The organism is Natrinema pallidum, assembly GCF_005890195.1.
GTDB lineage: Archaea > Halobacteriota > Halobacteria > Halobacteriales > Natrialbaceae > Natrinema > Natrinema pallidum.
In genome coordinates, this window is the sequence record NZ_CP040637.1 from 1,081,462 (window position 1) to 1,101,478 (window position 20,017).

The following is a 20,017-nucleotide window of genomic DNA, read 5'->3' on the forward strand; positions in this document are numbered from 1 at the left end:
TATTCGGTTTCCTCCGGAAAATCGAATCTGTTGCCCGTGTTACTCGCCCGCTGCGCTCTCGAGTTTGTTCATGTTCTCGTCGACCATGTCCTGATTCGCGGGGACGTAGCCGACCTCGTCGGCGATCCAATCGGCGCTCGAGTTCTCAAGGTAGTAGTTGACGAAATCGTAGACTGGCTCACGCTGGAGAGCGCCTTCGGCGGGGTAGATGAACAGCGGTCGGGCCAGCGGATACGTTCCCTCACTGGCCGCCTGCAGACTCGGAGCAGAGGGGTCGTCGCCTTCGCTCTCTGCGATCTTGAGGGCTTTGACGCGGTCCTCGTTTTCGGAGTAGTACGCGTAGCCGAAGTATCCCATCGCGTACGGGCTGTTCTCGAGGCCCTGAATGATGGTGTTGTCGTCTTCCGTGCCCTCGTACTCGGTCCGGTGGCTGCCGCCGTTGACGTTCTCGGTGAACCAGTCGTAGGTCCCTGAGGTCGTGTCGGGGCCGTAGAGCTCGAGCTCTTCGTCTGGCCAGTCGGAATTAACGTCGGACCACATGGTAGCGCTGTCGTCGCCCCAAATCTGGGCCAGTTCGTCGAAGGTCATGCTATCGACCCAGTCGTTCTCGGGACTGACCGCGACCGTGAGGGCGTCGCCCGCGATGTGCATCTCGATCGGCGAGACATCGTTTTCGGCGCAGTGATTCGTCTCCTCCTGCTTGATCGGCCGCGATGCGCCGTTGATGTCGGCGTTCCCGGGGCAGAAGTGATTCTCGAAGCCACCGCCGCTCCCGGTCGGGTCGACCGTGACGTTGACCTTCGGATGGTCGTTCATGAATCGCTGGGCCATCTCGTCCGAGATGGGGAAGACGGTACTCGATCCCTTGACGATGACCTCTCCGGAGAGCTCATCCCCGTCACCGTTCCCATCGCTCGTCTCGCTGCAGCCTGCGATGGCTGCGACACTGGCGGCACCCGTCCCGGCGATGAACTTCCGTCGCGATACTGCGTCGCGTCCGAACTGGTTGTCTGCCATCACGTGATTGATTCGATGGGGTATAAAAAAGGGATGCTATGAGCCATATATATCGATCAGTGTCCACATATGTCTATATAGCACAATCGATGCGGCGGCGATGGCAACTGGAATCGGTGCCGTCGGCCGGAGAACATTCGAAGGTGGCTCGACGGACTCGAGCAGCACCGTTCCCTCGAAACGACCGTCTGGACATCGAGTGTGGGCAGTATCGTTCGAATTACCAGCACCGAACCACTCCGCTAGCCGGTCGAGACGAGACGGGAGTCGTCAGAGTTCGGCGATTGCGTTCCGACTGCGGACCGTCCGATATGCCGGCCGACAGTACCGGGACGTATCGGGTCGTAGTCGAAAATCGAGTCCCTCCTCCAGCTACGAATGTCTATATATCACACAACCAATTACAGTATTCCTATGCATTACTCCCACCTGAAATCGGTCAGAAACGAGTCAGTAGGTGGCGTATACGCATCTACAGAGGCTGCTCTATAGTTCCACCTGTATTTATATTCGACCGGTCGAAACACCGCCACATGGAGACGCGCAAGGTCCAGGTGACGGGCGGATCGACATACACCGTCTCGCTCCCCAAAACGTGGGCGACCGACAATGACGTCAGCGCCGGAACGACCGTCGAGTTCTATCCCGAGGACGACGCGCTCTTGTTGACGCCCAAGAACGAAACGGACCGGCAGGAAGGCACCCTCGACATCTCGAGTCTCGAGGGCGAACGCCTGACCCGGGCCGTGATGACGATGTACGTCAGCGGCTTCGACATCATCAGGCTCGAGGCCGGTCGGATCACGACCGACCAGCGGCGGGCGATCCGTGACGCCACCCAGGGGTTGGTCGGCGTCGAGGTGCTCGAGGAGACGACCGACAGCGTGGTCATTCAAGATCTGCTCGACTCCTCGGAGCTGTCGATCGTCAACGCCGTCACGCGCATGCGCCTGATCGCCCAGTCGATGCTCGAGGACGCGGTGACGGCGCTGACCGAGAACGACGACGACATCGCCCACGACGTGATCGAGCGCGACGACGACGTCGACCGGCTCTGGTTGGTCGTCTCGCGGATCTTCCGTGCCACCCTGCGATCGCCAAAGGCCGCCGAGGAACTCGGCGTTCCGCGCGAGGATTGCTTCGACTTCCACTCGAGTGCCCGCCAACTCGAGCGCGTCGCCGACCACGCCGCCAAGATCAGTAACCTCGCGCTCAAGCTCGCGGAGATCCCCGAGCCGGTCGCCGAGGGGCTCGAGGAGTTGCGAACCGACGCCGCGACGGTGTTGGAGAAGGCCATGGACGCGCTGTTTGCCGACGGGACCGAGGAGGCGAACCGACTGGGCCACGACGCCCGCGAGGCCGTCCTCGAGATCGACGAACACACGCGCCAGATCGACGACATGCTCCGGGACCTCGAACCGGTGCAGGCCCAGTCGCTGGGGCTGATCGTCGACTCGCTCTCCCGGAGCGCCGACTACGGCGGGAACATCGCCGAAACGGCGCTGCAGAAGGCCGCACCGCGGCCCTGAGAAGCGACCGGCGACGAGTGGGTGCGGTCCGACGCCGCGTGTCGGGGGGTGTACGCGTCGACGGGGAAACGGGTTTCACACGGGTTGCCGTCAGTTGGGTCGGGTGAGACGATGGTAGACAGGACCCCACGGTGTGCCGCGGGCGAGCGGACGATCTCCCACCCCGCGTTCGCCGCGCTGTACGATCGGTTCGTGCCGGATCGGTTTCTGATCGGCCCCCACCGCGAGTATCTCGCGGCCGACCTCTCCGGACGCGCTCTCGATATCGGTGCGGGAACCGGCGCGATGATACCCTACGCGGTCGACGCCAGCGACGACCTCGAGTACCACGCGATCGAACCGGACCCGCACATGCGACGCCGGGCCGCTCGCAAGGCGGCGGGCACCGACCTCCAGGTCTCCCTCCGGGACGCTCGCGCCGAGTCGTTGCCCTACGTCGACGACGCCTTCGAGACCGTGCTCTCGAGTCTGGTCTTCTGTACCATCGACGACCCCGACGCGGCGATCGAGGAGGTCGCTCGCGTCCTGACGCCCGGCGGCGAACTGCGATTCCTCGAGCACGTCCGCAACGACGGCTGGCGCGCGCGGGCGCAGGACCGGCTGAATCCGATCTGGGAACGCGCCGCAGGCGGTTGCCAGTTGACCCGGGAGACCGTCGAGCGGTTCGTCGGACACGACGCGTTCGACGTCCTCGAGATAGAGCGGGTCGATGTCGGGGTGTTTCCGGTGACGCCGATCGTTCGCGGGCGGCTTCGACGCCGGCGGGACCCGTAAGTGTCGCAGCGACCGGCGGGGCCGCGTTCCGGACCTCACTGTGAGCCGTTGGTGGGCGCGTTCCGGGTCGGTTCGCGTCCGCCCGGCGTGTGCGACGCAAACACATAGTGCGCCGCCGTCGTACGCCCGGACGGAACCATGTTCGACGACAGAACCGATGCGGGCGACCGCCTTGCCGCAGAACTCGAGGCCCGCGACCTCACGGTCGACATCGTTCTCGGAATTCCCCGCGGAGCCCTGCCCGTCGCGCGGCCCGTCGCCGACGCGCTCGATGCCGACCTCGATGTCGTCGTCGCGCGCAAGATGGGGGCACCGCAGAACCCGGAGGTAGCGCTCGGCGCGGTCGCCAGCGACGGCAGCGTCTGGTACAACGACGACCTGATCGATCGGCTGCACCCCTCCAAGGAGTACCTCGAGGAGGTCCGAGCGACGGAAGCCGAGAACGCGCGTAAAAAGGCGGACCGCTACCGCGAATCGGGCGGCGTGCCGGACCGTCGAGGCGAGCGAGTCCTGCTCGTCGACGACGGCGTCGCGACCGGTGCGACCGCGACGGCCTGCCTCCGCCAGGTCCGGGAAGCCGGAGCCGACTGGGTCGGTCTGGCCGTGCCAGTGGGCTCACCGCGGGCGGTCGACGCCCTCGAGCGGGAAGCCGACGCGGTGATCGCCCTGCAGACGCCCGCGGACTTCCGTGCCGTCGGCCAGTTCTACCGGACTTTCGACCAGGTGAGCGACGAGGAGGCCCTCGAGTACCTCGACTCAGAACCCTGAGCCGTGCGTCCGAGTCGATCCGTCCGACCCTGAGAGCCGACGCACCCGCTCCCTTACGGCCAGAGCCCGCGCATCTCGTGGGAGTCACCGATGCGGTCGAGCGCGACCGCATACGCGGCGTCGCGCCACGTCACGTCCCGGCGTTCGACGTGGTTCTTGAGCGCGTTCCAGGCCGTCTTCATTTCGGCGTCGAGTTCCTCGTTGACCCGCTCGAGGGACCACTGGCGGCGGTTGATGTCCTGAAGCCACTCGAAGTAGCTGACGGTGACGCCGCCCGCGTTCGCGAGGATATCCGGGATCACGTGGACGCCGCGTTCCTCGAGGATGGTGTCGGCGGCGAACGTGGTCGGGCCGTTCGCGCCCTCGACGACGATGTCGGCGGCGATCGCGTCGGCGTTGTCCGCAGTGATGACGTTGCCGACGGCCGCGGGAACGAGGACGTCGACGTCGAGTTCGAGGAGGTCGCTGTTCGAGATGCGGGAGACGTCGTCGCCCTCGTCGAGGTCGGTCGCGAACCGCGTGACCGCTTCGGGCTCCTCGTCGTGGGAGGGAATCGCCGAGACGTCGATCCCGTCGGGATCGTATACCCCGCCGTTGACGTCGCTGACCGCCACGATCGTCGCTCCCCACTCCTCGAGCAGGCGGGCGGCGTTCGCGCCGACGCTTCCGAAGCCCTGGACGGCGACGGTCGTCTCGGCGAGCGGGTAGTCGTAGTAGTCACAGGACTCCCGGGTAACGATGGCGACGCTCCGGCCCGGCGCTTCCTCGCGGCCGTAGGAGCCGCCGATGACGGGCGGCTTCCCCGTGACGACGCCGGGGATCGTCTCGCCCTCCTGCATGCTGTAGGCGTCCATCAGCCAGGCCATCGCCTGCGGGTCGGTCCCCATGTCGGGGGCCGGGATGTCCGTGTTCGGCCCGATCACGTCGCGGATCTCCTGTGCGAACCGGCGGGTGAGCCGTTCCGTCTCGCCGTCGCTCAACGACTTCGGATCGACGACGATGCCGCCTTTCGCGCCGCCGAAGGGGAGGTCCATCACGGCACACTTCCAGGTCATCCACATCGAGAGACCGACGCACTCGTCACGGGTCACGTCGGGATGGTATCTGAGCCCGCCCTTGTAGGGCCCGCGGACGCTGTCGTGCTGGGCCCTGTAGCCGGTAAACACTTCCACGCTGCCGTCGTCGCGCTCGAGGGGCACCGTCACTTCGTGGACCGCCCGCGGGTGAGAGAGGCGTTCGATGACGGCATCGTCGATGTCTAGCTGTGCGGCGACGCGGTCGAGCTGTCGGCGCGCGGTCTCGAGTGCGGTCTCCGACGCGGCCGATGCGGCCGTCGCTTCCCGTGTCGTCGTCGAACGGTGCTGAGAGGCCATGATTATTCGATCGGTGTGCGTCGATTCCGCATCTCGGCACCGCACTCGGGACAGGCGTCCGGCGCTGTCGCACGGACGACGGTTCCACAGTCGAAGCATTCGTAGGTCGATTCCGCCTGCGGATCGAATTCCGCGTCTTTCTGGTTCATTGGAGAGACAACGAGCGGTCGTGCTCGTAGTGATTGCGCACTGAGGAATACTAGGGATATTAGGATGAACCTATCCGTCAGATAACTAGCGGTACCAAGCAAGCCCCCTTCATTATTCAACCCCCGCCGACGCTTTTGCCGGGACTCCGATCTCGTCGAACACGACATCGAAGAGCGTCCGCTGGACGGTCCGAATATGGCGATAGAACGCAGCCGGCGAGATATCGAGCGTCTCGGCGATATCTTCCCCCGAATTCTCGCGCGGTGATTCGAAGTAGCCGCCGTAGTACGCGAGCTGGACCACCTCGAGCTGGCGGTCGGTCAGTCGCTCGCGCAGTTCCGACCGGAAGTCCCGTGGTGTCGTCCGCTCGACGGTCCGTTTGGAGCGCAGTTCGACGTCCGAGAACGCCGTCGAGATGAGATCGGCGCTCCCTCTCGCGTCGGCGGATCGCGGTACGTCGACCACGAGCCGAGTGCTCGAGGCGGTCGCCTCGAGACCCCGCAACACCACGCCGTGATCCGCGAATTGCTGGGCGAGAACCGGCCGTGAGAGGTCCAAGAGGACCGCCCCACCGAGGTCGGCATCGTCACTAGCGTCGTCGGTCGCCCCGCCCTCGCTTCCACGGCTGACTCCGCCGGTACTGACGACCTGTGCGCGCTCGACGTCGACGAGTGCGTCGGCCGCAGTCACGACGGCGTCCGGCGACGCACCCTCGACGGTCGCGAACACCGTCGTCCCGTGCTCGTGCTGGCGAACGCCGCCATCGAAGGAGAGCACGCAGTCGACCCGTCGGGCGAGTCGGGCGAAGACGAACGAGTCGTCGGCCACCTCGAACTCGAGTCGCGTCCGCGCGTCGGCGACCAGTGCGCGCTTGCGCTCGACGGCGGCGATCGCCGAGGCGATCGTCTCCCCGAGTTCCGCGAGGACGGCGCGGATCATGTCGTCGAACGCGTCCGGCCGATCGGCGTAGACGGTCAACGCCCCGTAGGCAAACTCGTCGTAGGCCAGCGGGACGCTCACCGCGGACTGGTACTCCCGGGCGAGCGCCGCCGATCGCCACGGTTCGTCGCGGAGCCCGTCGGCGACGTTCGAGACGACGGTCACCGCCCGGTCCGTCGCCGTCCTGACGGCGGGTTCGCTCGAGTCGGAAAGTGAAAGCGAGACGGTGTCGAGATACGCCGCTCCCTCCGCCGGGCCACCGTGAGCGCGCGACTCGAGACGGTCGCCGCCGATGTCGGCCCGACCGATCCACGCGAACGAGAACCGGTCGGCGGCCGTGAGCCGATCGCAGACGGCGCGTTCGATCTCCTCACGGGTCTCCGCGCGAACCAGCGCCTGATCGAGATCCCTGATGATCTCGTTGATGTCGTTGAGGCGGGTGAGCTGTCGATTCCGGCGCTCGAGTTCCCGATCCCGTTCGCGAAGCGTCCGCTCGCGCTCGACCCGGTCGAGCGCGGCTTCGGCGGTCGCCGCCAACAGGTCGGTCAGTTCTCGGGACACCTCGTCGAACGCGTTCGACTCCGTCGAGCCGACGACGAAGACGCCGTGATCACCGAGCGGGACGTACGCGGCGCTTCGCAGGTCGGTCCCGGGATTCGAGAGGCTCGGGGAGTCGTGTACATCGGCGAAGAACCGACTCTCGCCGTCGACGAAGACGTGTCCCGGGATGCTGTCGGTCGCCGCTCGGTGGTCGCGGGTCGGCCCGTGTAAGCGCTTCATGCCCGCGGAAGACGCGGCGGGCCGTAACACGTTCTCGTCCGTATCGAACAGATACACGGCGCTCGCCTCGCAGTCGAGGACGGCCGTCGCGTCGTCGACGGCGAGGGCGGCGATTTCGCGATCGGTTTCGGCGTACAGCAACTCGCGAGCAGTTCGGTGGAGCGCCGTCAGCGCCTCCTCGCGGCGCTTTCGCTTCGTCACGTCTCGACAGCTGTAGAGGGTCGTCCCGCCCTGAATCGACACCTCGCGTACGTTGACCAGCAGCGTGTGTTCGCGGCCCGCCCGATCGGTCGTCGTACACTCGATGTTCGTGAGCACGCCCTCCCGCTCGAGGGCTTCGCGGTCGAAGAGGTCCGGTCCGAGCAACTCGTCGATCGTCCTGAGGTCGTGAATCTCGTCGTCCGAGTAGCCGAAAATGAAGTGGACATTCGGACAGACGTAGGTGAACGCGCCGTCGTCGTCGGTGATGAGGACGGTATCCGTCATGTTATTCAGCGTCACCCGGTGGAGTTCCTCGGACTCGCGTAACTCCCGCTCGAGGCGGGCGCGGTCGGTGATGTCGGTCGCCCGTGCGAGCAGCGAGACGATGTCGCCGGACTCGTCCCGGATCGGCCGGACGGTTACCTCGAACGTGTGGGTCTCGGTCGCGTCTGCTCCCTCGCTCGACGGGGCGGTCATGTCCGAATCGGCGGACCCAGCGCCGTCGGCGCGGACCCGTGTCAGTTCGCGGTGTGCGACCTCGCCGGCCGCCGCCCGTTCGATCGCGTCCCCGATCGCGGTGCCCCCGTCGGCGGTACACCGCCACCAGGGCAGGTCCCGTAACGGCCGGCCGCGAACGTCGCTCGCGGTCGCGTCGATCGCCTCGAGCGCGGACTCGCTGGCCCGTCGAACGGTGCCGTCCGTCTCGAGCACCCACGAGTAGGTCTCGGGGGCCTCGAAGATCGCGTCGAACCGGCGAGCGCGCTCCCGTCGGCGGCGTCGCTCGCGGCCCGTCGACAGCGCCCGTTCGATCGCCGCGCGGCAGTCCGCGATCGAATCACTGCCGGGGTCGTCGCACGGCACGTACGCCGTGACATCCGCGGCGATCGCCGCGCTGGCCAGCGACTCGTCACCGTCGACCGGTGCGAGCACGACCGGGAGATCGGGATCGCGCTCGCGAACCGTCTCGAGAAGGTCGAGTCCGGTCGTCGCTGCCTCCGGCAGGGAATGGGCGGTCAGGAGACAGTCGACGGGGCGGTGCTCGAGGTGCTCGAGCGCAGCGGCCGCGGTCGCGACTGCGGTCACGTCGCGCGTTTCGTCCGCCAGCGCGTCCGACAGGCCGGCGGCTCTCCGATCGGGCGGTGCGACGACGAGGAGCCGGGCGTCGTCGAGCGGGCGTGCGGAAGCCATTCGTCCCCGATAGGACCGCCTGCGGATAGAACCCATCGGTCCGATTGCGATCGCTGCGGCAACGCCCGGTCACTGCTCGAGCGCAGTGATACGTGGCCGCGTTGCGGTCGGCGTCGAACGCGAGACGCGGCGACATTGATCCGATTGTTACGGACCTCACGCGACGGGACCGAGGAGATGCGGATGACGATACGTCACGATATCGTCCGCGACCGTGGATACGATGGCAGAAGGAAAGCGCGGGTAGCGGTCAGCACGGTTCCGAAGCGATTACCGCCACTCGTCGAGCGCGGCTACGTCGGGTTCGGGCATGGCGACCCAGCGCTCGTCCCGTGCGATATCGGCGACAACGAGGTGCGGGGTCCCGTCGATCTCGTCGACCGCCGCGACGACATCGGCTGTATCGCTCGATCGGCTTCCGATCGACTCTGCTTCGGGCACCATACTCGGGAATAATACTCTGTCGACTATGAATGTATCGATACGCCCCGAATATGTGATTAGATATTAAACTGTAACCGACATATTTCTATATTTTCTAAACTGCGTGTCGGTGGCGGTCGGAGTTCGACGACTGTGAGCCACCGATCGACTCGGATGGATTTCGATCGAGCGCTCGCAACCGACCCCGCTTCGGTTTCGAGTCGGTGCGCTCGAGCGGTCTACTCGTCCGGTACGACCGAGCGAACGTGACCGACGACGCCGCTTTTCAGCTTCACGTGGGGTCCGTCGGGTTCGTCACCGTAACCCACTCCGATCTCGCCGATGAGCGGCTCCGTGTCCTCGGAGTGGGGGTCCGCGTTCTCCTGGCCGATCTCGACGGTCATTCCCTGTCGGAGTTCCTCGGCGGTCGGTCGTTCGGCGGCCATGACTGGCGGTGATCGGGGGTGCTTCAAAACCGTGTCGCCTGCACCCGCGGGCTCGGACGGGCGTCGCTTCGCCGCGTGCCCCCGCTCCGAACGCCGGCGTTACTCGTCGAACTCGAGGGCGACGGAGTTGATGCAGTATCGCTTGCCGGTCGGTTCGGGGCCGTCCTCGAAGACGTGACCGAGATGGCCGCCACAGTTCGCACAGACGACTTCGGTGCGGCGCATGCCGTGGCTGGTGTCGGTTCGGGTTTCGATCCGATCGTCGTCGGCGTCGTAGAAACTCGGCCAGCCACAGCCGGAGTCGAACTTGGTCTCCGAATCGAACAGTTCGGCCCCGCAGCCGGCGCAGGCGTAGGAGCCGTCCGCCTTGTGGTCGACATACTCGCCGCTGAACGGCGTCTCGGTGCCTGCTTCCCGGAGGATTCGATACTCCTCGTCGCTCAATCGTTCGCGCCACTCCTCGTCGCTCGTCGGGACGTGATCCGACTCGTCGCTCATGGGCGCTCGTAGGGGGGAGACACTCAAGAGTCTGTCTGCGCGGTCGCCGAGTCCGGCGGCGTCGACCGAACACGGCCGCGCCGATATCGGTGCCCGGGCGTCGCAGTCACCGGCTGGTAATGATATCCGTGCTCTCGCAGTCGGGACACTGGGTCATCCGCCCCAGTTTCGGGACCTCGATCCGCCGCCACTCGTCGTCCCCACCGGGCGCTTCGAAGCCGCAGTTCCGACACCGTGACCGTTCGTGTGTCATCTGGTCGCTACCCATGTCTCGACATATGCGATAGGGTTACATAGTCGTTTGTTCAGCCGGCAGAGAGCGTCACGAGTGCCAACGGGTCGTGCGACCGATCGCAACGGGAGGATCGGTCGCGGGCACGCCATCGGCGACAGTGGTGAGCGTGGACGTGACGATTCGGTCACACCGCACCACCCGTCGTGCCAATCGTGTTAAGCCACAGCAGACCGTACGTCCGAGCGATGGTTCCCCGGCACGACCTCGCCGCAGCGACGCTCGAGACGCTCCCCGTTACCATCGCTGTCATCGACGACGAGGGTGAAATCCTTCTGACGAATCGATCCTGGCGCGACTTCGGCCCGGACCCCGACGACCACGTCGGCGCGGATTACGTCGCGACCGCCGCGACTGCGGACGACGAACACGCCCGTCGGGCGACCGCGGGAATCGAGGCCGTTCTCGCGGGCGAGCGCGACTCCTTCGAGATGGAGTATCCGTGTCACTCGGCGGACAAGAAACGCTGGTTCATGATGCGTGTCAGTCCCTTTACCGACGACGGCCAGCGGCTGGTCTCGCTCGTTCACCTCGAGATCACCGAGCGGAAACTGGCCGAGATCGCCGCCGAGGAGAACGCCCGTCAGGTACGCAACGAACGCGAGGCACTGGAACACGTCCTCGAGCGCGTTGACGGACTCGTCCGGAACGTCACCGACGCCGCCGTCGGCGCGGGGACCAGAGCGGAGATCGAACACGAGGTCTGTGCGTGTCTCGCCGAGACGGACCCCTATGTCCTCGCCTGGATCGGCCGCGCGGACGTCACGGCACAGCGGCTCTCACCCCACGAATGGGCCAGTCAGGGTGACATCCCTCTGGAGGACGACGAACTCGTCATCGGGACCGACGAGGAGCACCCGGCCGTTCGGGCGTTCGTGGATGGGGAGCCAGCGGTCGTCCAGAACCTCGAGTCGGTCGCGGACGCCGACCGGTGGTGGCCGACCGGGGCCGGCGATGCCGTCCGATCGGTCACCGCCTTGCCGCTTTCGTACGGCGAGGTCACCTACGGCGTCCTCGTCGTTTTCGCCGCGGACGCCGACGCCTTCGACGATCGGGAACTCCTCGTGCTTGAGTCGCTCGCCGGCACGATCGCGACCGCGATGAACGCCCTCGAAGTCAGGCGCATGCTCACGACCGAGACCGTCGTCTCGGTCGAGGTCGCCATCGAGGACCCGTCGCTGTTCGTCACGGCGCTGTCGGCGACGCTCGAGGCCGCGATCAGCTACCGGGGCGTGACCTACGACGGGGACGGAACGCCGCATCTCTACCTCCATGCCGATCGGGCGATCGCCCCTGAAGACATCCACGACGCGTCCCCGAACGGCGGCGACGTGACGATCCTCTCGAAAACCGACGGGCGGACCATTCTCGAGATCACCACCGACGACGGGCTGGTGACGGCCCTGAGCGAGTACGGGGCGGTGATTCAGGAACTAACGGTCGCCGAGACGGTCGCCGACCTCACCGTCGAACTTCCGAACGGTCGCTCCGCTCGCTCGGCGTACGACCTGCTCGAGCGTCGATACGAGCGCGTCGAACTCGTCAGCTACCACGAGACCGACGAGCCGACGCCCACTCGAGAGAGCATCACGACACGCCTCGAGTCGTCGCTGACCGACCGCCAGTTCACGGCGCTCCGGAAGGCCTACTATGCGAACTACTTCGAGTGGCCCCGCGACGTGTCGGGCGAGGAGTTAGCCGAGTCGATGGGCATTTCGCGGTCGACGTTTCACCAGCACCTGCGAACCGCCCAGCGGAAGTTGCTCGACGAACTCCTCGAGTGAGACCCTCGCCGGCGACCCGTCTCCGGCCCGACTGAACATAGTGAGGGGGGGTTATTTTATATACATCTGTCGTAGTGGAGACATCCGATCACCGTCGGCGGGTCTACGGGACAGAGAATGCAACAGGAACACATCGACGCAGGCAAGGCGATACAGAAGCGAACCGGGAAGACGTTCTATCTCGCGACGCGGTTTCTCCCCGAGCGAGTGCGACATGCGACCCACGTCCTCTATGCGTTCTTCCGCATCGCGGACGAAGTGGTCGACGACGCCGACGACGTCGACCCGGCGACACAGCGGGCCCAACTCGAGTCGCTCCGGGCGCAGGCGCTGGGCGAGCAAGCGCCCGACGATCCGGTGCTCGAGGCGTTCGGGGAGCTCAGAGAGCGGTACGGGATCGACGACGAGGAGATCGACACGTTCATCGACGCGATGGCGACCGACATCGAGACCAGCCGGTACGAGACCTACGAGGACCTCGAGTCCTACATGCGCGGGTCGGCCGCGTCGGTCGGCGTGATGATGACCGCGATCATGGAACCCGACGCCGAAGACGTCGCCATCCCCCACGCCGTCAAACTCGGCGAAGCGTTCCAGATGACGAACTTCCTGCGGGACGTTCGCGAGGACATCCGCGAGCGCGACCGGATCTACGTGCCACAGGAGACGCTTCGGGACCACGGGGTCGATCCGGCACAGATCGAGCGACTCGAGTACTCCGAGTCGTTCGCGAGGGCGATGGCCGCCGAACTCCAGCGCACGGAGGAACTCTATCGCGAGGGCGTGGCCGGCATCAGATACCTGCCCGAGGACTGCCAGCTTCCGGTCCTGTTGGCGGCGGTTCTCTACGCGGAACACCACACCGTCATCCGCAATCAGGGGTACGACGTGCTCTCGCGGGAGCCGTCGCTATCGACGACCCGAAAGCTGTGGTGTCTGGCGAAGACACGCTGGCACTGGCACTGGAATCGGGACCCCGAAGCAGTGTTCCAGCGCGTCTCGGCGGTGCCGACGACCGACCACGACCATCGCCACCCGGAACACGGAGACGGCGTGCCGACACGCACCTGACCGGCCGTTTATCAAATCCCACGATATAGTGGCCCGACTTTCGTAGCCATCGCGTTCGAAGCCCAGTGTATGCCCACAGAGGCGACCTCCGATATCGTCGACGAAGAGCGTCAGATGGGCCGAACGACCGCGATCGGACTCGGCGTCTGGCTCGCGCTGATCATCGCCGCCGCGATCCTGTTGGTCGTGTTCGGCGACGCCATCTCGAGCCTGTTCGTCTGAGCGGACCGGCCGTGAGTTTTCACCGCGGGTCGCTACTCGGAAACGTCTTCGTTCGTTTGCACGGTCGTTTCCGCGACGATGAATTTCGCGAGTTTTCGTTTCGTGTGCGTGGTAACCAGGTGCTCCTCGAGTTGCTGGTTGGTGGCCGGGGGTTCCCGGCAGACGGGGCACTCGATCGAGTTACGCGTTGCCATAGCAATGGCAGGGCGGTCACGAGCAAAAGTGACGTGCCGGCATGTTCGTCCCGCACCTCGCAGGGAACCGAATGCCGTCGGTCAGCGACCGCGCCACCGCCCGGGGAGCGCCGTCGAAAGCATTGCGAGGTCGTAGCGGTCGGTCCGGAACAGGCCGAGACAGAACAGGCCGGCGACCCCGGCCGCCAGCCAGTTGCCATAGAGCACGTTGATCGCACCCCACAACAGGACGAAACTCACCAGATCGTCGAGCGCGAACTCGCAGGTCCGGACCCGCTCGAGCAGGACCGCGCGATCGAACGCGCGATCGACGAGGACGACGGCGACGGTCCCCGAGAGGAGCCACCCCCAGTAGTTCGAGCGGGGTACGCCGTAGTAGCCGCCCGGCGGAACGTACTCCCAAAACCCGATGGCGACGGCTCCGGGGTCGAGGACCAGATCGACCGCGACGACGGCGGCGATTGCCGCGAGCAGTCGGGGACCGACGCGCGCGGCTCGGTCGCGAAGCACCAGCAACGTCAGCAGGGTGGCGTTGAGCACCAGCGGGACGAAAAACAGCGGCAGGGCCAGGGGCACGTCGCCGCCCAGCATCGGCCCGAGCCGAATCCCGTACTCGAACGTGCCGTAGGGCCAGCCGGTCCGAACGCCGACGAGTTCGATGGCGTAGGTGTAGCCCGTCAACACGGCCAGGACCGCGACCGCCCGTCGATCGATCGTCGGCAGCAAGGCGACGACCAGCGGCGACCGCATCACCAGCGTTCCGAACAGGATCAACAACGGATTGTACGCGAGCGGTGCCGGAAGCATCCCTTCGGCGCTGCCGACCAGCGTCACCGCGCCGATGACCGGGAAAACCACCGCGACGGTAAATCGGTTCTCCCGGATGAGCGCCTCGAGTCGCCGCTGTACCGTCTCCCGTGCCGTCCCGCTGCTCACTCCCGCGGTCGGATTGGATGGCGGGCCCGCCGACTCGCCGCTATCCATAGAGGAGCCTCCAGAGGCCGCCCATGGTCAGGAGCGCGCCGACGACGGTGTTGATCGCCGGGAACCACCAGTAGGCCCGATCGACGATGACACTCGCGGTCGCGATCGCGGCGACGAGCCCCGGATACACGAGCATGAGTGCGCCCAGTCGCCCGTCGAGCGCGCCGAAGGCGACCGCGCTCGCCAGCCAGCACGCGCCGCAGTAGGCGTAGGTCCGTCGCTCCCCGAGCATCGTCGCCGTCGTCCGGGTCCCGGTTTCGCGGTCGGGCTCGATGTCGGGGATCGCCGAGAACGTGTGCATTCCCATAGCCCACAGCCAGCCGCCGACGATCGCCAGCACGGGCGGCTGGGAGCCGGCGACGGCGGCGTACGCGGCCACGCCCGGCGTGATGTAGAGCCCGTTGGAGACCGAATCCAGCGCCGGCGTCGTCTTGAATCGGGCCGGTGGGGCGCTGTAGGCCGCACCGAGGGCGAGAAAGGCGACGAGCCACGGGATCGCGGCCGCCGCAAGCAGCGGCGCGAACAGTAGCGGCAGGGCCGCACAGAAGGCGACGGCGACGGGAACGGATCGCTGTCCCCGATAGCGCGCCTCCCGATCGTCCTTTTTCGGATTCGCCGCGTCGATCTCCCGGTCGTAGATATCGTTGATGCCATAGAGGAAGACGTTCGCGGGGAGGAGGAAGTACGCGAACAGGACGGCCGTCGCCGGCGTGATCAGGTCCGCGACCGACCCCGCGGCGTAGGCGACGCCGACGAGGACCGGCCCGGCCAGATAGAGCCAGAACCGCGGCCGCGAGAGCGTCAGCAGGTACGACAGCTGTTCGCCGACGCTGCCCTCGCTTCCCGCCGTCGGCTCCCTCTTCATCGCTGGCGTCTCGAGCGCGCGGGCGGTCGGATGCGGACGATCACTTCGGTTCTGTAAGCGGGTCGGCTCAGTTGCGCGTCCCGATCCGTCCCTCGGGGTTCCGGCACGGTCAGCCCCCGCGTCCGTGATCCTCGAGCACTTTCTCCGCCGTCAGGTCGCCGCTGATGAGACACATCGGGACGCCGATTCCGGGTGTGGTATCACCGCCCACGAAGTAGAGTCCGTCGACTTCCGCCGACCGGTGTGGCGGGCGGAAGAGTGCCGTCTGGCGGAGGGTGTGGGCCAATCCCAGCGCCGTCCCGCCGTAGCTGTTGTACCGGCCCGCAAAGTCCGCGACGGAGAACCGCTCCTCGAGGACGATCCGGTCCCGGAGATCCGTCCCCGTGTTTTCGGCGATATCGTCGAGGATCACGTCCCGATACTCGTCGCGGATTTCGGGCGTGTCCTCGAGACCGGGTGCGACGGGCACGAGGACGAACAGGGCGCTGTGGCCCTCGGGGGCAACGTCGTCGTCAGTCGTGGAGGGGACACACAGGTAGTAGGCCGGGTCGTCCGGCCACTGGGGGTCCTCGAAGATCTGATCGAAGTGGGCCTGCCAGTCGGTCGGCAGCACGAGCGTGTGGTGGGCGAGGTCGTCGACATCGCCCTTGACGCCGAGATAGAGGAGGAACGCGGAGGGCGCGTAGGTCCGGTCGTCCCAGTAGTCGGCGTCGTGGCCGCGCCGTTCGGGGGTCAGCAGTTCCTGTTCGGTATGGGCGTAATCGGCGTTGCTCACGACCAGATCCGACTGCAGGGGGCCGGCCGGCGTTTCGACCTCGAATCCGCCCGTGCGGCCTTTGATCTCCGTTGCCGGGCGATCGGTGTCGTACTCGACGCCGAGTTCCGCGCCCAGTTCCGCGACGCCGTCGATGACCGCGCCGATCCCGCCGTCGGGGTACCAGACACCGAGGTTGAAATCGACGTGGCTCATCAGGTTGTAGAGCGCCGGCGTGTTAGTCGGCGACCCGCCGAGAAACACCAGCGTGTACTGCATGATCTGCTGGAGCTTCGGATGGTCGAAGTAGCCGGCCACGTGCCCCTGCATCGAGCCAAGCAGCGAGAGGCCCCGCGCCTGTCGCGCCACGTCGAGATCGAGGTAGTCCCGCAGGCGCTCGCGATCCTCGTAGACGAAGTGTTTCATCCCCACCTCGTAGTTTTCTTTCGACTTCTCGAGGTACCGCTCTAGGGCCTCACCCGCACCCGACTCGTACTCCTCGAAGACGGCTTTCGTCCGCTCCAGGTCGGGCGTGACGTCGACCCGGTCCCCGTCCTTGAAGAAGATTCGGTAGTGGGGATCGAGGTGTTCGAGGTCGTAGTAGTCGCTCGGCGTCCGATCGAAGTCGGCGAAGAACCGCTCGAAGACATCGGGCATCAGATACCACGAGGGTCCCATGTCGAACCTGAAGCCGTCCCTCTCGAGGCGGCTCGCTCGGCCACCGAGCTGTTCGTTCTTTTCGATGACACGAACGTCGGCACCCGCGTCGGCGAGGTAACAGGCCGTCGAGAGCCCACCGATGCCGCTCCCGATCACGACGATCGACTCACCGGCCAGCGATTGCATGGTCGACCGTGAGTATCGGACCGCTGTTAAACGTGTCTCATACATAGATAGGGAATCCGGCCGGTCGTCGGCGCGGCGGGCGGGGTCGGGGTCGCCTCGAACTCGGCGGTCGTTCCCCACGTCCGGTAGGTTCCTGTGGATCGCGCCCGTACGGTGCGTATGGACGGCCAGACAGTCATCGTGACCGGTGGAACACGCGGTATCGGTGCTGCCGTCGCCGAGGCGTTCGGTGCGGATGGTGCGACCGTCGTCGTCGGTGCTCGAGACGCGGACGAAGTCGACGCGACCGTCGACGCGCTCGAAGACGCGGGGACCACCGCGGCGGGGCTCAGAACCGACGTTCGGGACGAGTACGACGTGGAGCGGCTGACGGAGACCGCCTCGCGGGCGGGCGAGACAGCCGGTATCGATGTCGTCGTTCCCGCGGCGGGCGTGTATCACGGCGAGGCTGGAGCGACGCCGACCGACGACGAATCGTATGCCGCGTTCGACGACCACTGGCGGACGAACGGACGCGGCGTGTACGCGACGATCCGCGAGTCGCTGCCGCACTTAAACGACGGCGCGCGGGTGCTCGTGCCGACGGGCTCGGTCGCTCGAGACGGGCAGTCGGGCTACGGCTCCTATGCGATCTCGAAGGCGACGGCGGAGGCGGTAACTCGCGGGTTCGCCGCCGACACCGACTACGTCGTGGGCTGTCTGGACCCGGGGGTCGTCGCCACGGGGCTGTCGGGGGAGGCCGGCCGCGACCCGGACGCCGTCGCCCCGATGTTCGTCTGGGCGGCGACCGAAGCGGAGCCAACGGCCGTCGACGGGGCGGTCGTCGGACTACGCGAGTGGAAGCAAGCGACGCGATAACGCTCGAGAAGTCGGTTACTGCGGTAGTCGAGTACTTGAGTGCCTCGAGTCGCTCCGACTGCAGTCCCGGACCTGGGCGGATCGCTACGTCGGGATGTGCATCAGCGCGCGGATCGACTATTGAGAGGAACGGCCGTTCGCGGTTCGATACGGTCGATGCGACCGGTTCTTCGGACGCCAAACGGAGCGACCGCTCGCGTAAGCACCGTCTCGCATCGGCCCGATGGGAGACGGAGGTAAAAGTGCGGCAATCGAGCGCGGCGCTTGGCGAGTGCACGGTCACGTGCTCACGTGACCATACCGACTGGTATACTTCTGCGAACGCACCTCGTTTTGCCGTCCTGTCACCGGGCTATCGGCGAGCGACCGAATACGAGCGCCAGCGCGACCGCTACGGGCGACCTATCGGCGGGAGAAATCTAGTAAGTATCGGAACCGCTACCGAGGATCAATCGATATGGCCTTCGCGACGCAGTTGATCTGCGTCCTGGCCGGTGTAGCGCCACTCGATAGTGGCCTTCTCGTCTTGCCAGTCCCACGGTTCGGCGACGACGATATCGTCTTGCTCGATCCAGGTCCGGTATTTCATGCGACCCGGGATGCGGCCGAGTCGCTCCTCGCCGTCCTCACAGCGGAGGCGCACGTGGTTGCCTCCGAGGTGTTCGGTTACGACGGCGAATACTTCATCGCTGTTGGGCATACGGAGGTTCCGTCGCCCGGAGTCTTCTGTCACAACTTAACTATGTGCGGCAGACGTTTAAACGCTTGGAAAGACGTGGTATCCCACAACATAGTATCGCCGATCTGTATCCCAACTGATCATTCCGGCTGACATTCATCGTCACCCGACTGATCGCTACTGCGGTCTAGAGTTCGCGGTCCGACTCCGGATTCTCGAGGTCCCACAGCAGTTCGGGCAGAAAGGCCTCGAGGTTGTCGATGACCGACCGCTCGCTGACGTTCAGCCCTTCGCAGTGGTCGTGAGCCGAGTCGCGGATATCGACGTGGAGGTCGCCGTCCTCGAGCCAGACGGCGAGCGGAAAGACCGAACACCGGGTGGGTTTCCAGTCCGCGTCCAAGTGCAGCGAACAGAGGCCGTCCTCGCGCAGAAAGGCACACGCGTGGCCGTCCTCGGCGACGTGATCCTCGCGGTCTTTCGCCTCTCGAGTGACGAACTTCTCGCCGCGGAAGTCGGTCGTCGTCTCCGCGAGGTTTGCCCGCTGGGCCAGCTCGAGGAGGTCCCGATCGTACAGTAACACGCCGTGGTGACAGCACCACGTGCAGTCGTCGACGCACTCGAAGGTGAGGTCGGGATCGAACTCGACGACGACCTCGCGGTCGGGGTATACCTCGACGCGTCGGGTGTCGGCGCTCACGTGTCGTCGGTGGGCGGTCGCCGTGAAGTGCCTTTCTACCCCGACTTTGTGGACGTAGCTCGAGTCGACGTTTCGTCCACGCTTTCAGTCCCGCCCGGCGGTGGGTTGGTGGGGGTGCTGGGCGGTGGTGGGGTTGCTGTAGCGCGTTCGCGGCCGTCGCCCGTTGTGCTCCGCGCGAGTTTCATTAGCGGGGGTCTCGAGTCCGAGCGAGTCGTGGTATCGGGTTGTCGGCGTCCCGGCTCCGGCCGATCGCAGGCCTCGCTAGCCGAGCGTCTTGAGTTCGACGCGGTGCGTTCCGTCGTCGGTCTCGAGCACGATCGAATCGACGATCGCGTCGCGTGCCCGCGTTCGCCACTCGGCGATGGCATCGGCGTGGCGGTCGCGGAGCCGGTCGTCCGCGGCCGGGTCGTCGTCCGCCTCCGCCAGCGCCGACTCGAGGTCCGGGTACGCCGCGAGGACATCGTCCGCGATGACGGTTGCGGGGGAAAGGTGTACCGCACCGGTTAGTTCGGCGTCGTCGACGTGGTAGACGTGGATGCGGGCCCGCATCCGGCCGTGAAACGGCGGCGTTACCCGGAGGACAGCCTCCCCCGGGTTTTCCCGCCCGTAGACGTAGGCGTCGACGGCGTCCGCCGGGGAGAGCGCGATCGACCGAATGGCTGACGGGTCGTCCTCGACCATCGGT

Annotated in this window: 22 protein-coding genes; 7 read left to right on the top strand and 15 right to left on the bottom strand. The window is 66.1% G+C overall.

From position 1 onward, the window contains the following. Positions 1 to 39 precede the first annotated feature (39 nt). Positions 40 to 1,017, bottom strand: coding sequence for a PstS family phosphate ABC transporter substrate-binding protein (locus tag FGF80_RS05230; protein ID WP_138652623.1), 978 nt, complete (start codon positions 1,015 to 1,017; stop codon positions 40 to 42). A 533-nt stretch (positions 1,018 to 1,550) separates the two neighbouring features. On the opposite strand from FGF80_RS05230, the gene FGF80_RS05235 reads away from it, so the two are divergent. From FGF80_RS05235 to FGF80_RS05245, 3 genes are all read left to right on the top strand, one after another. Continuing rightward, a complete protein-coding gene (locus FGF80_RS05235; RefSeq protein ID WP_138652625.1) occupies positions 1,551 to 2,546 on the top strand; it encodes a phosphate signaling complex PhoU family protein in 996 nt (331 codons plus the stop codon). A gap of 111 nt (positions 2,547 to 2,657) precedes the next feature. Then, positions 2,658 to 3,320: a class I SAM-dependent methyltransferase gene (locus FGF80_RS05240; protein WP_138652627.1), complete on the top strand. Its 663-nt coding sequence runs from the start codon at positions 2,658 to 2,660 to the stop codon at positions 3,318 to 3,320. Positions 3,321 to 3,458: 138 nt separating this feature from the next. Continuing rightward, complete coding sequence (locus FGF80_RS05245; RefSeq protein WP_138652629.1) at positions 3,459 to 4,088, top strand: phosphoribosyltransferase; 630 nt, start codon at positions 3,459 to 3,461, stop codon at positions 4,086 to 4,088. 53 nt (positions 4,089 to 4,141) lie between these two features. On the opposite strand, the gene gdhB is transcribed toward FGF80_RS05245, so the two are convergent. From gdhB to FGF80_RS19045, 7 genes are all read right to left on the bottom strand, one after another. Continuing rightward, positions 4,142 to 5,461, bottom strand: coding sequence for a glutamate dehydrogenase GdhB (gene gdhB / locus FGF80_RS05250; RefSeq protein WP_138652631.1), 1,320 nt, complete (start codon positions 5,459 to 5,461; stop codon positions 4,142 to 4,144). Between the two features lie 2 nt (positions 5,462 to 5,463). Beyond that, complete coding sequence (locus FGF80_RS05255) at positions 5,464 to 5,610, bottom strand: rubrerythrin-like domain-containing protein (protein WP_006186192.1); 147 nt, start codon at positions 5,608 to 5,610, stop codon at positions 5,464 to 5,466. A gap of 112 nt (positions 5,611 to 5,722) precedes the next feature. Beyond that, positions 5,723 to 8,719 (bottom strand): bacterio-opsin activator domain-containing protein, encoded by a 2,997-nt coding sequence (locus FGF80_RS05260; RefSeq protein WP_138652633.1) that lies wholly within the window; start codon positions 8,717 to 8,719, stop codon positions 5,723 to 5,725. Positions 8,720 to 8,989: 270 nt separating this feature from the next. Further along, positions 8,990 to 9,163, bottom strand: coding sequence for a DUF7556 family protein (locus FGF80_RS19040; RefSeq protein WP_006186191.1), 174 nt, complete (start codon positions 9,161 to 9,163; stop codon positions 8,990 to 8,992). A gap of 218 nt (positions 9,164 to 9,381) precedes the next feature. Then, positions 9,382 to 9,588: a DUF2196 domain-containing protein gene (locus FGF80_RS05265; RefSeq protein WP_138652635.1), complete on the bottom strand. Its 207-nt coding sequence runs from the start codon at positions 9,586 to 9,588 to the stop codon at positions 9,382 to 9,384. A gap of 99 nt (positions 9,589 to 9,687) precedes the next feature. Further along, on the bottom strand, positions 9,688 to 10,086 hold the full coding sequence (gene msrB / locus FGF80_RS05270) for a peptide-methionine (R)-S-oxide reductase MsrB (protein ID WP_006186189.1): 399 nt from the start codon (positions 10,084 to 10,086) through the stop codon (positions 9,688 to 9,690). Between the two features lie 106 nt (positions 10,087 to 10,192). Next, positions 10,193 to 10,354 carry a hypothetical protein gene (locus FGF80_RS19045; protein ID WP_162831893.1) on the bottom strand — a complete coding sequence of 54 codons (162 nt, stop codon included), beginning with the start codon at positions 10,352 to 10,354 and terminating at the stop codon, positions 10,193 to 10,195. 212 nt (positions 10,355 to 10,566) lie between these two features. Here FGF80_RS19045 and FGF80_RS05275 point away from each other — a divergent pair, with 212 nt between their 5' ends. The 3 genes from FGF80_RS05275 to FGF80_RS19050 all read left to right on the top strand — a co-directional run bounded on the left by FGF80_RS05275 (position 10,567) and on the right by FGF80_RS19050 (position 13,455). Next, complete coding sequence (locus tag FGF80_RS05275; RefSeq protein ID WP_138652637.1) at positions 10,567 to 12,162, top strand: bacterio-opsin activator domain-containing protein; 1,596 nt, start codon at positions 10,567 to 10,569, stop codon at positions 12,160 to 12,162. Positions 12,163 to 12,279: 117 nt separating this feature from the next. After that, on the top strand, positions 12,280 to 13,233 hold the full coding sequence (locus FGF80_RS05280; protein WP_138652639.1) for a phytoene/squalene synthase family protein: 954 nt from the start codon (positions 12,280 to 12,282) through the stop codon (positions 13,231 to 13,233). 69 nt (positions 13,234 to 13,302) lie between these two features. Beyond that, positions 13,303 to 13,455 (top strand): hypothetical protein, encoded by a 153-nt coding sequence (locus tag FGF80_RS19050; protein ID WP_175416984.1) that lies wholly within the window; start codon positions 13,303 to 13,305, stop codon positions 13,453 to 13,455. A gap of 32 nt (positions 13,456 to 13,487) precedes the next feature. Here FGF80_RS19050 and FGF80_RS19055 read toward each other — a convergent pair whose 3' ends face one another. The 4 genes from FGF80_RS19055 to FGF80_RS05295 form a co-directional block, all read right to left on the bottom strand. Further along, the gene (locus tag FGF80_RS19055; RefSeq protein ID WP_175416985.1) at positions 13,488 to 13,649 is read right to left on the bottom strand and encodes a hypothetical protein; all 162 of its coding nucleotides are present in this window, start codon (positions 13,647 to 13,649) and stop codon (positions 13,488 to 13,490) included. Between the two features lie 81 nt (positions 13,650 to 13,730). Beyond that, positions 13,731 to 14,633, bottom strand: coding sequence for a bisanhydrobacterioruberin hydratase (gene cruF, locus FGF80_RS05285; protein ID WP_175416986.1), 903 nt, complete (start codon positions 14,631 to 14,633; stop codon positions 13,731 to 13,733). Continuing rightward, positions 14,626 to 15,498 carry a prenyltransferase gene (locus FGF80_RS05290; protein WP_138652641.1) on the bottom strand — a complete coding sequence of 291 codons (873 nt, stop codon included), beginning with the start codon at positions 15,496 to 15,498 and terminating at the stop codon, positions 14,626 to 14,628. Before FGF80_RS05290 ends, cruF begins: the two co-directional genes overlap by 8 nt. A 109-nt stretch (positions 15,499 to 15,607) precedes the next feature. Beyond that, a complete protein-coding gene (locus FGF80_RS05295) occupies positions 15,608 to 17,098 on the bottom strand; it encodes a phytoene desaturase family protein (RefSeq protein ID WP_138652643.1) in 1,491 nt (496 codons plus the stop codon). A 159-nt stretch (positions 17,099 to 17,257) separates the two neighbouring features. Between FGF80_RS05295 and FGF80_RS05300 the strand changes: the two genes are divergently transcribed. Continuing rightward, complete coding sequence (locus tag FGF80_RS05300) at positions 17,258 to 17,956, top strand: SDR family NAD(P)-dependent oxidoreductase (RefSeq protein ID WP_006186181.1); 699 nt, start codon at positions 17,258 to 17,260, stop codon at positions 17,954 to 17,956. A gap of 448 nt (positions 17,957 to 18,404) precedes the next feature. On the opposite strand, the gene FGF80_RS05310 is transcribed toward FGF80_RS05300, so the two are convergent. From FGF80_RS05310 to FGF80_RS05320, 3 genes are all read right to left on the bottom strand, one after another. Continuing rightward, positions 18,405 to 18,689: a translation initiation factor eIF-1A gene (locus FGF80_RS05310; RefSeq protein ID WP_081603348.1), complete on the bottom strand. Its 285-nt coding sequence runs from the start codon at positions 18,687 to 18,689 to the stop codon at positions 18,405 to 18,407. A 133-nt stretch (positions 18,690 to 18,822) separates the two neighbouring features. Further along, positions 18,823 to 19,332: a YkgJ family cysteine cluster protein gene (locus FGF80_RS05315; RefSeq protein ID WP_006186179.1), complete on the bottom strand. Its 510-nt coding sequence runs from the start codon at positions 19,330 to 19,332 to the stop codon at positions 18,823 to 18,825. Between the two features lie 261 nt (positions 19,333 to 19,593). Beyond that, positions 19,594 to 20,013, bottom strand: coding sequence for a hypothetical protein (locus FGF80_RS05320; protein ID WP_138652647.1), 420 nt, complete (start codon positions 20,011 to 20,013; stop codon positions 19,594 to 19,596). Positions 20,014 to 20,017 lie beyond the last annotated feature (4 nt).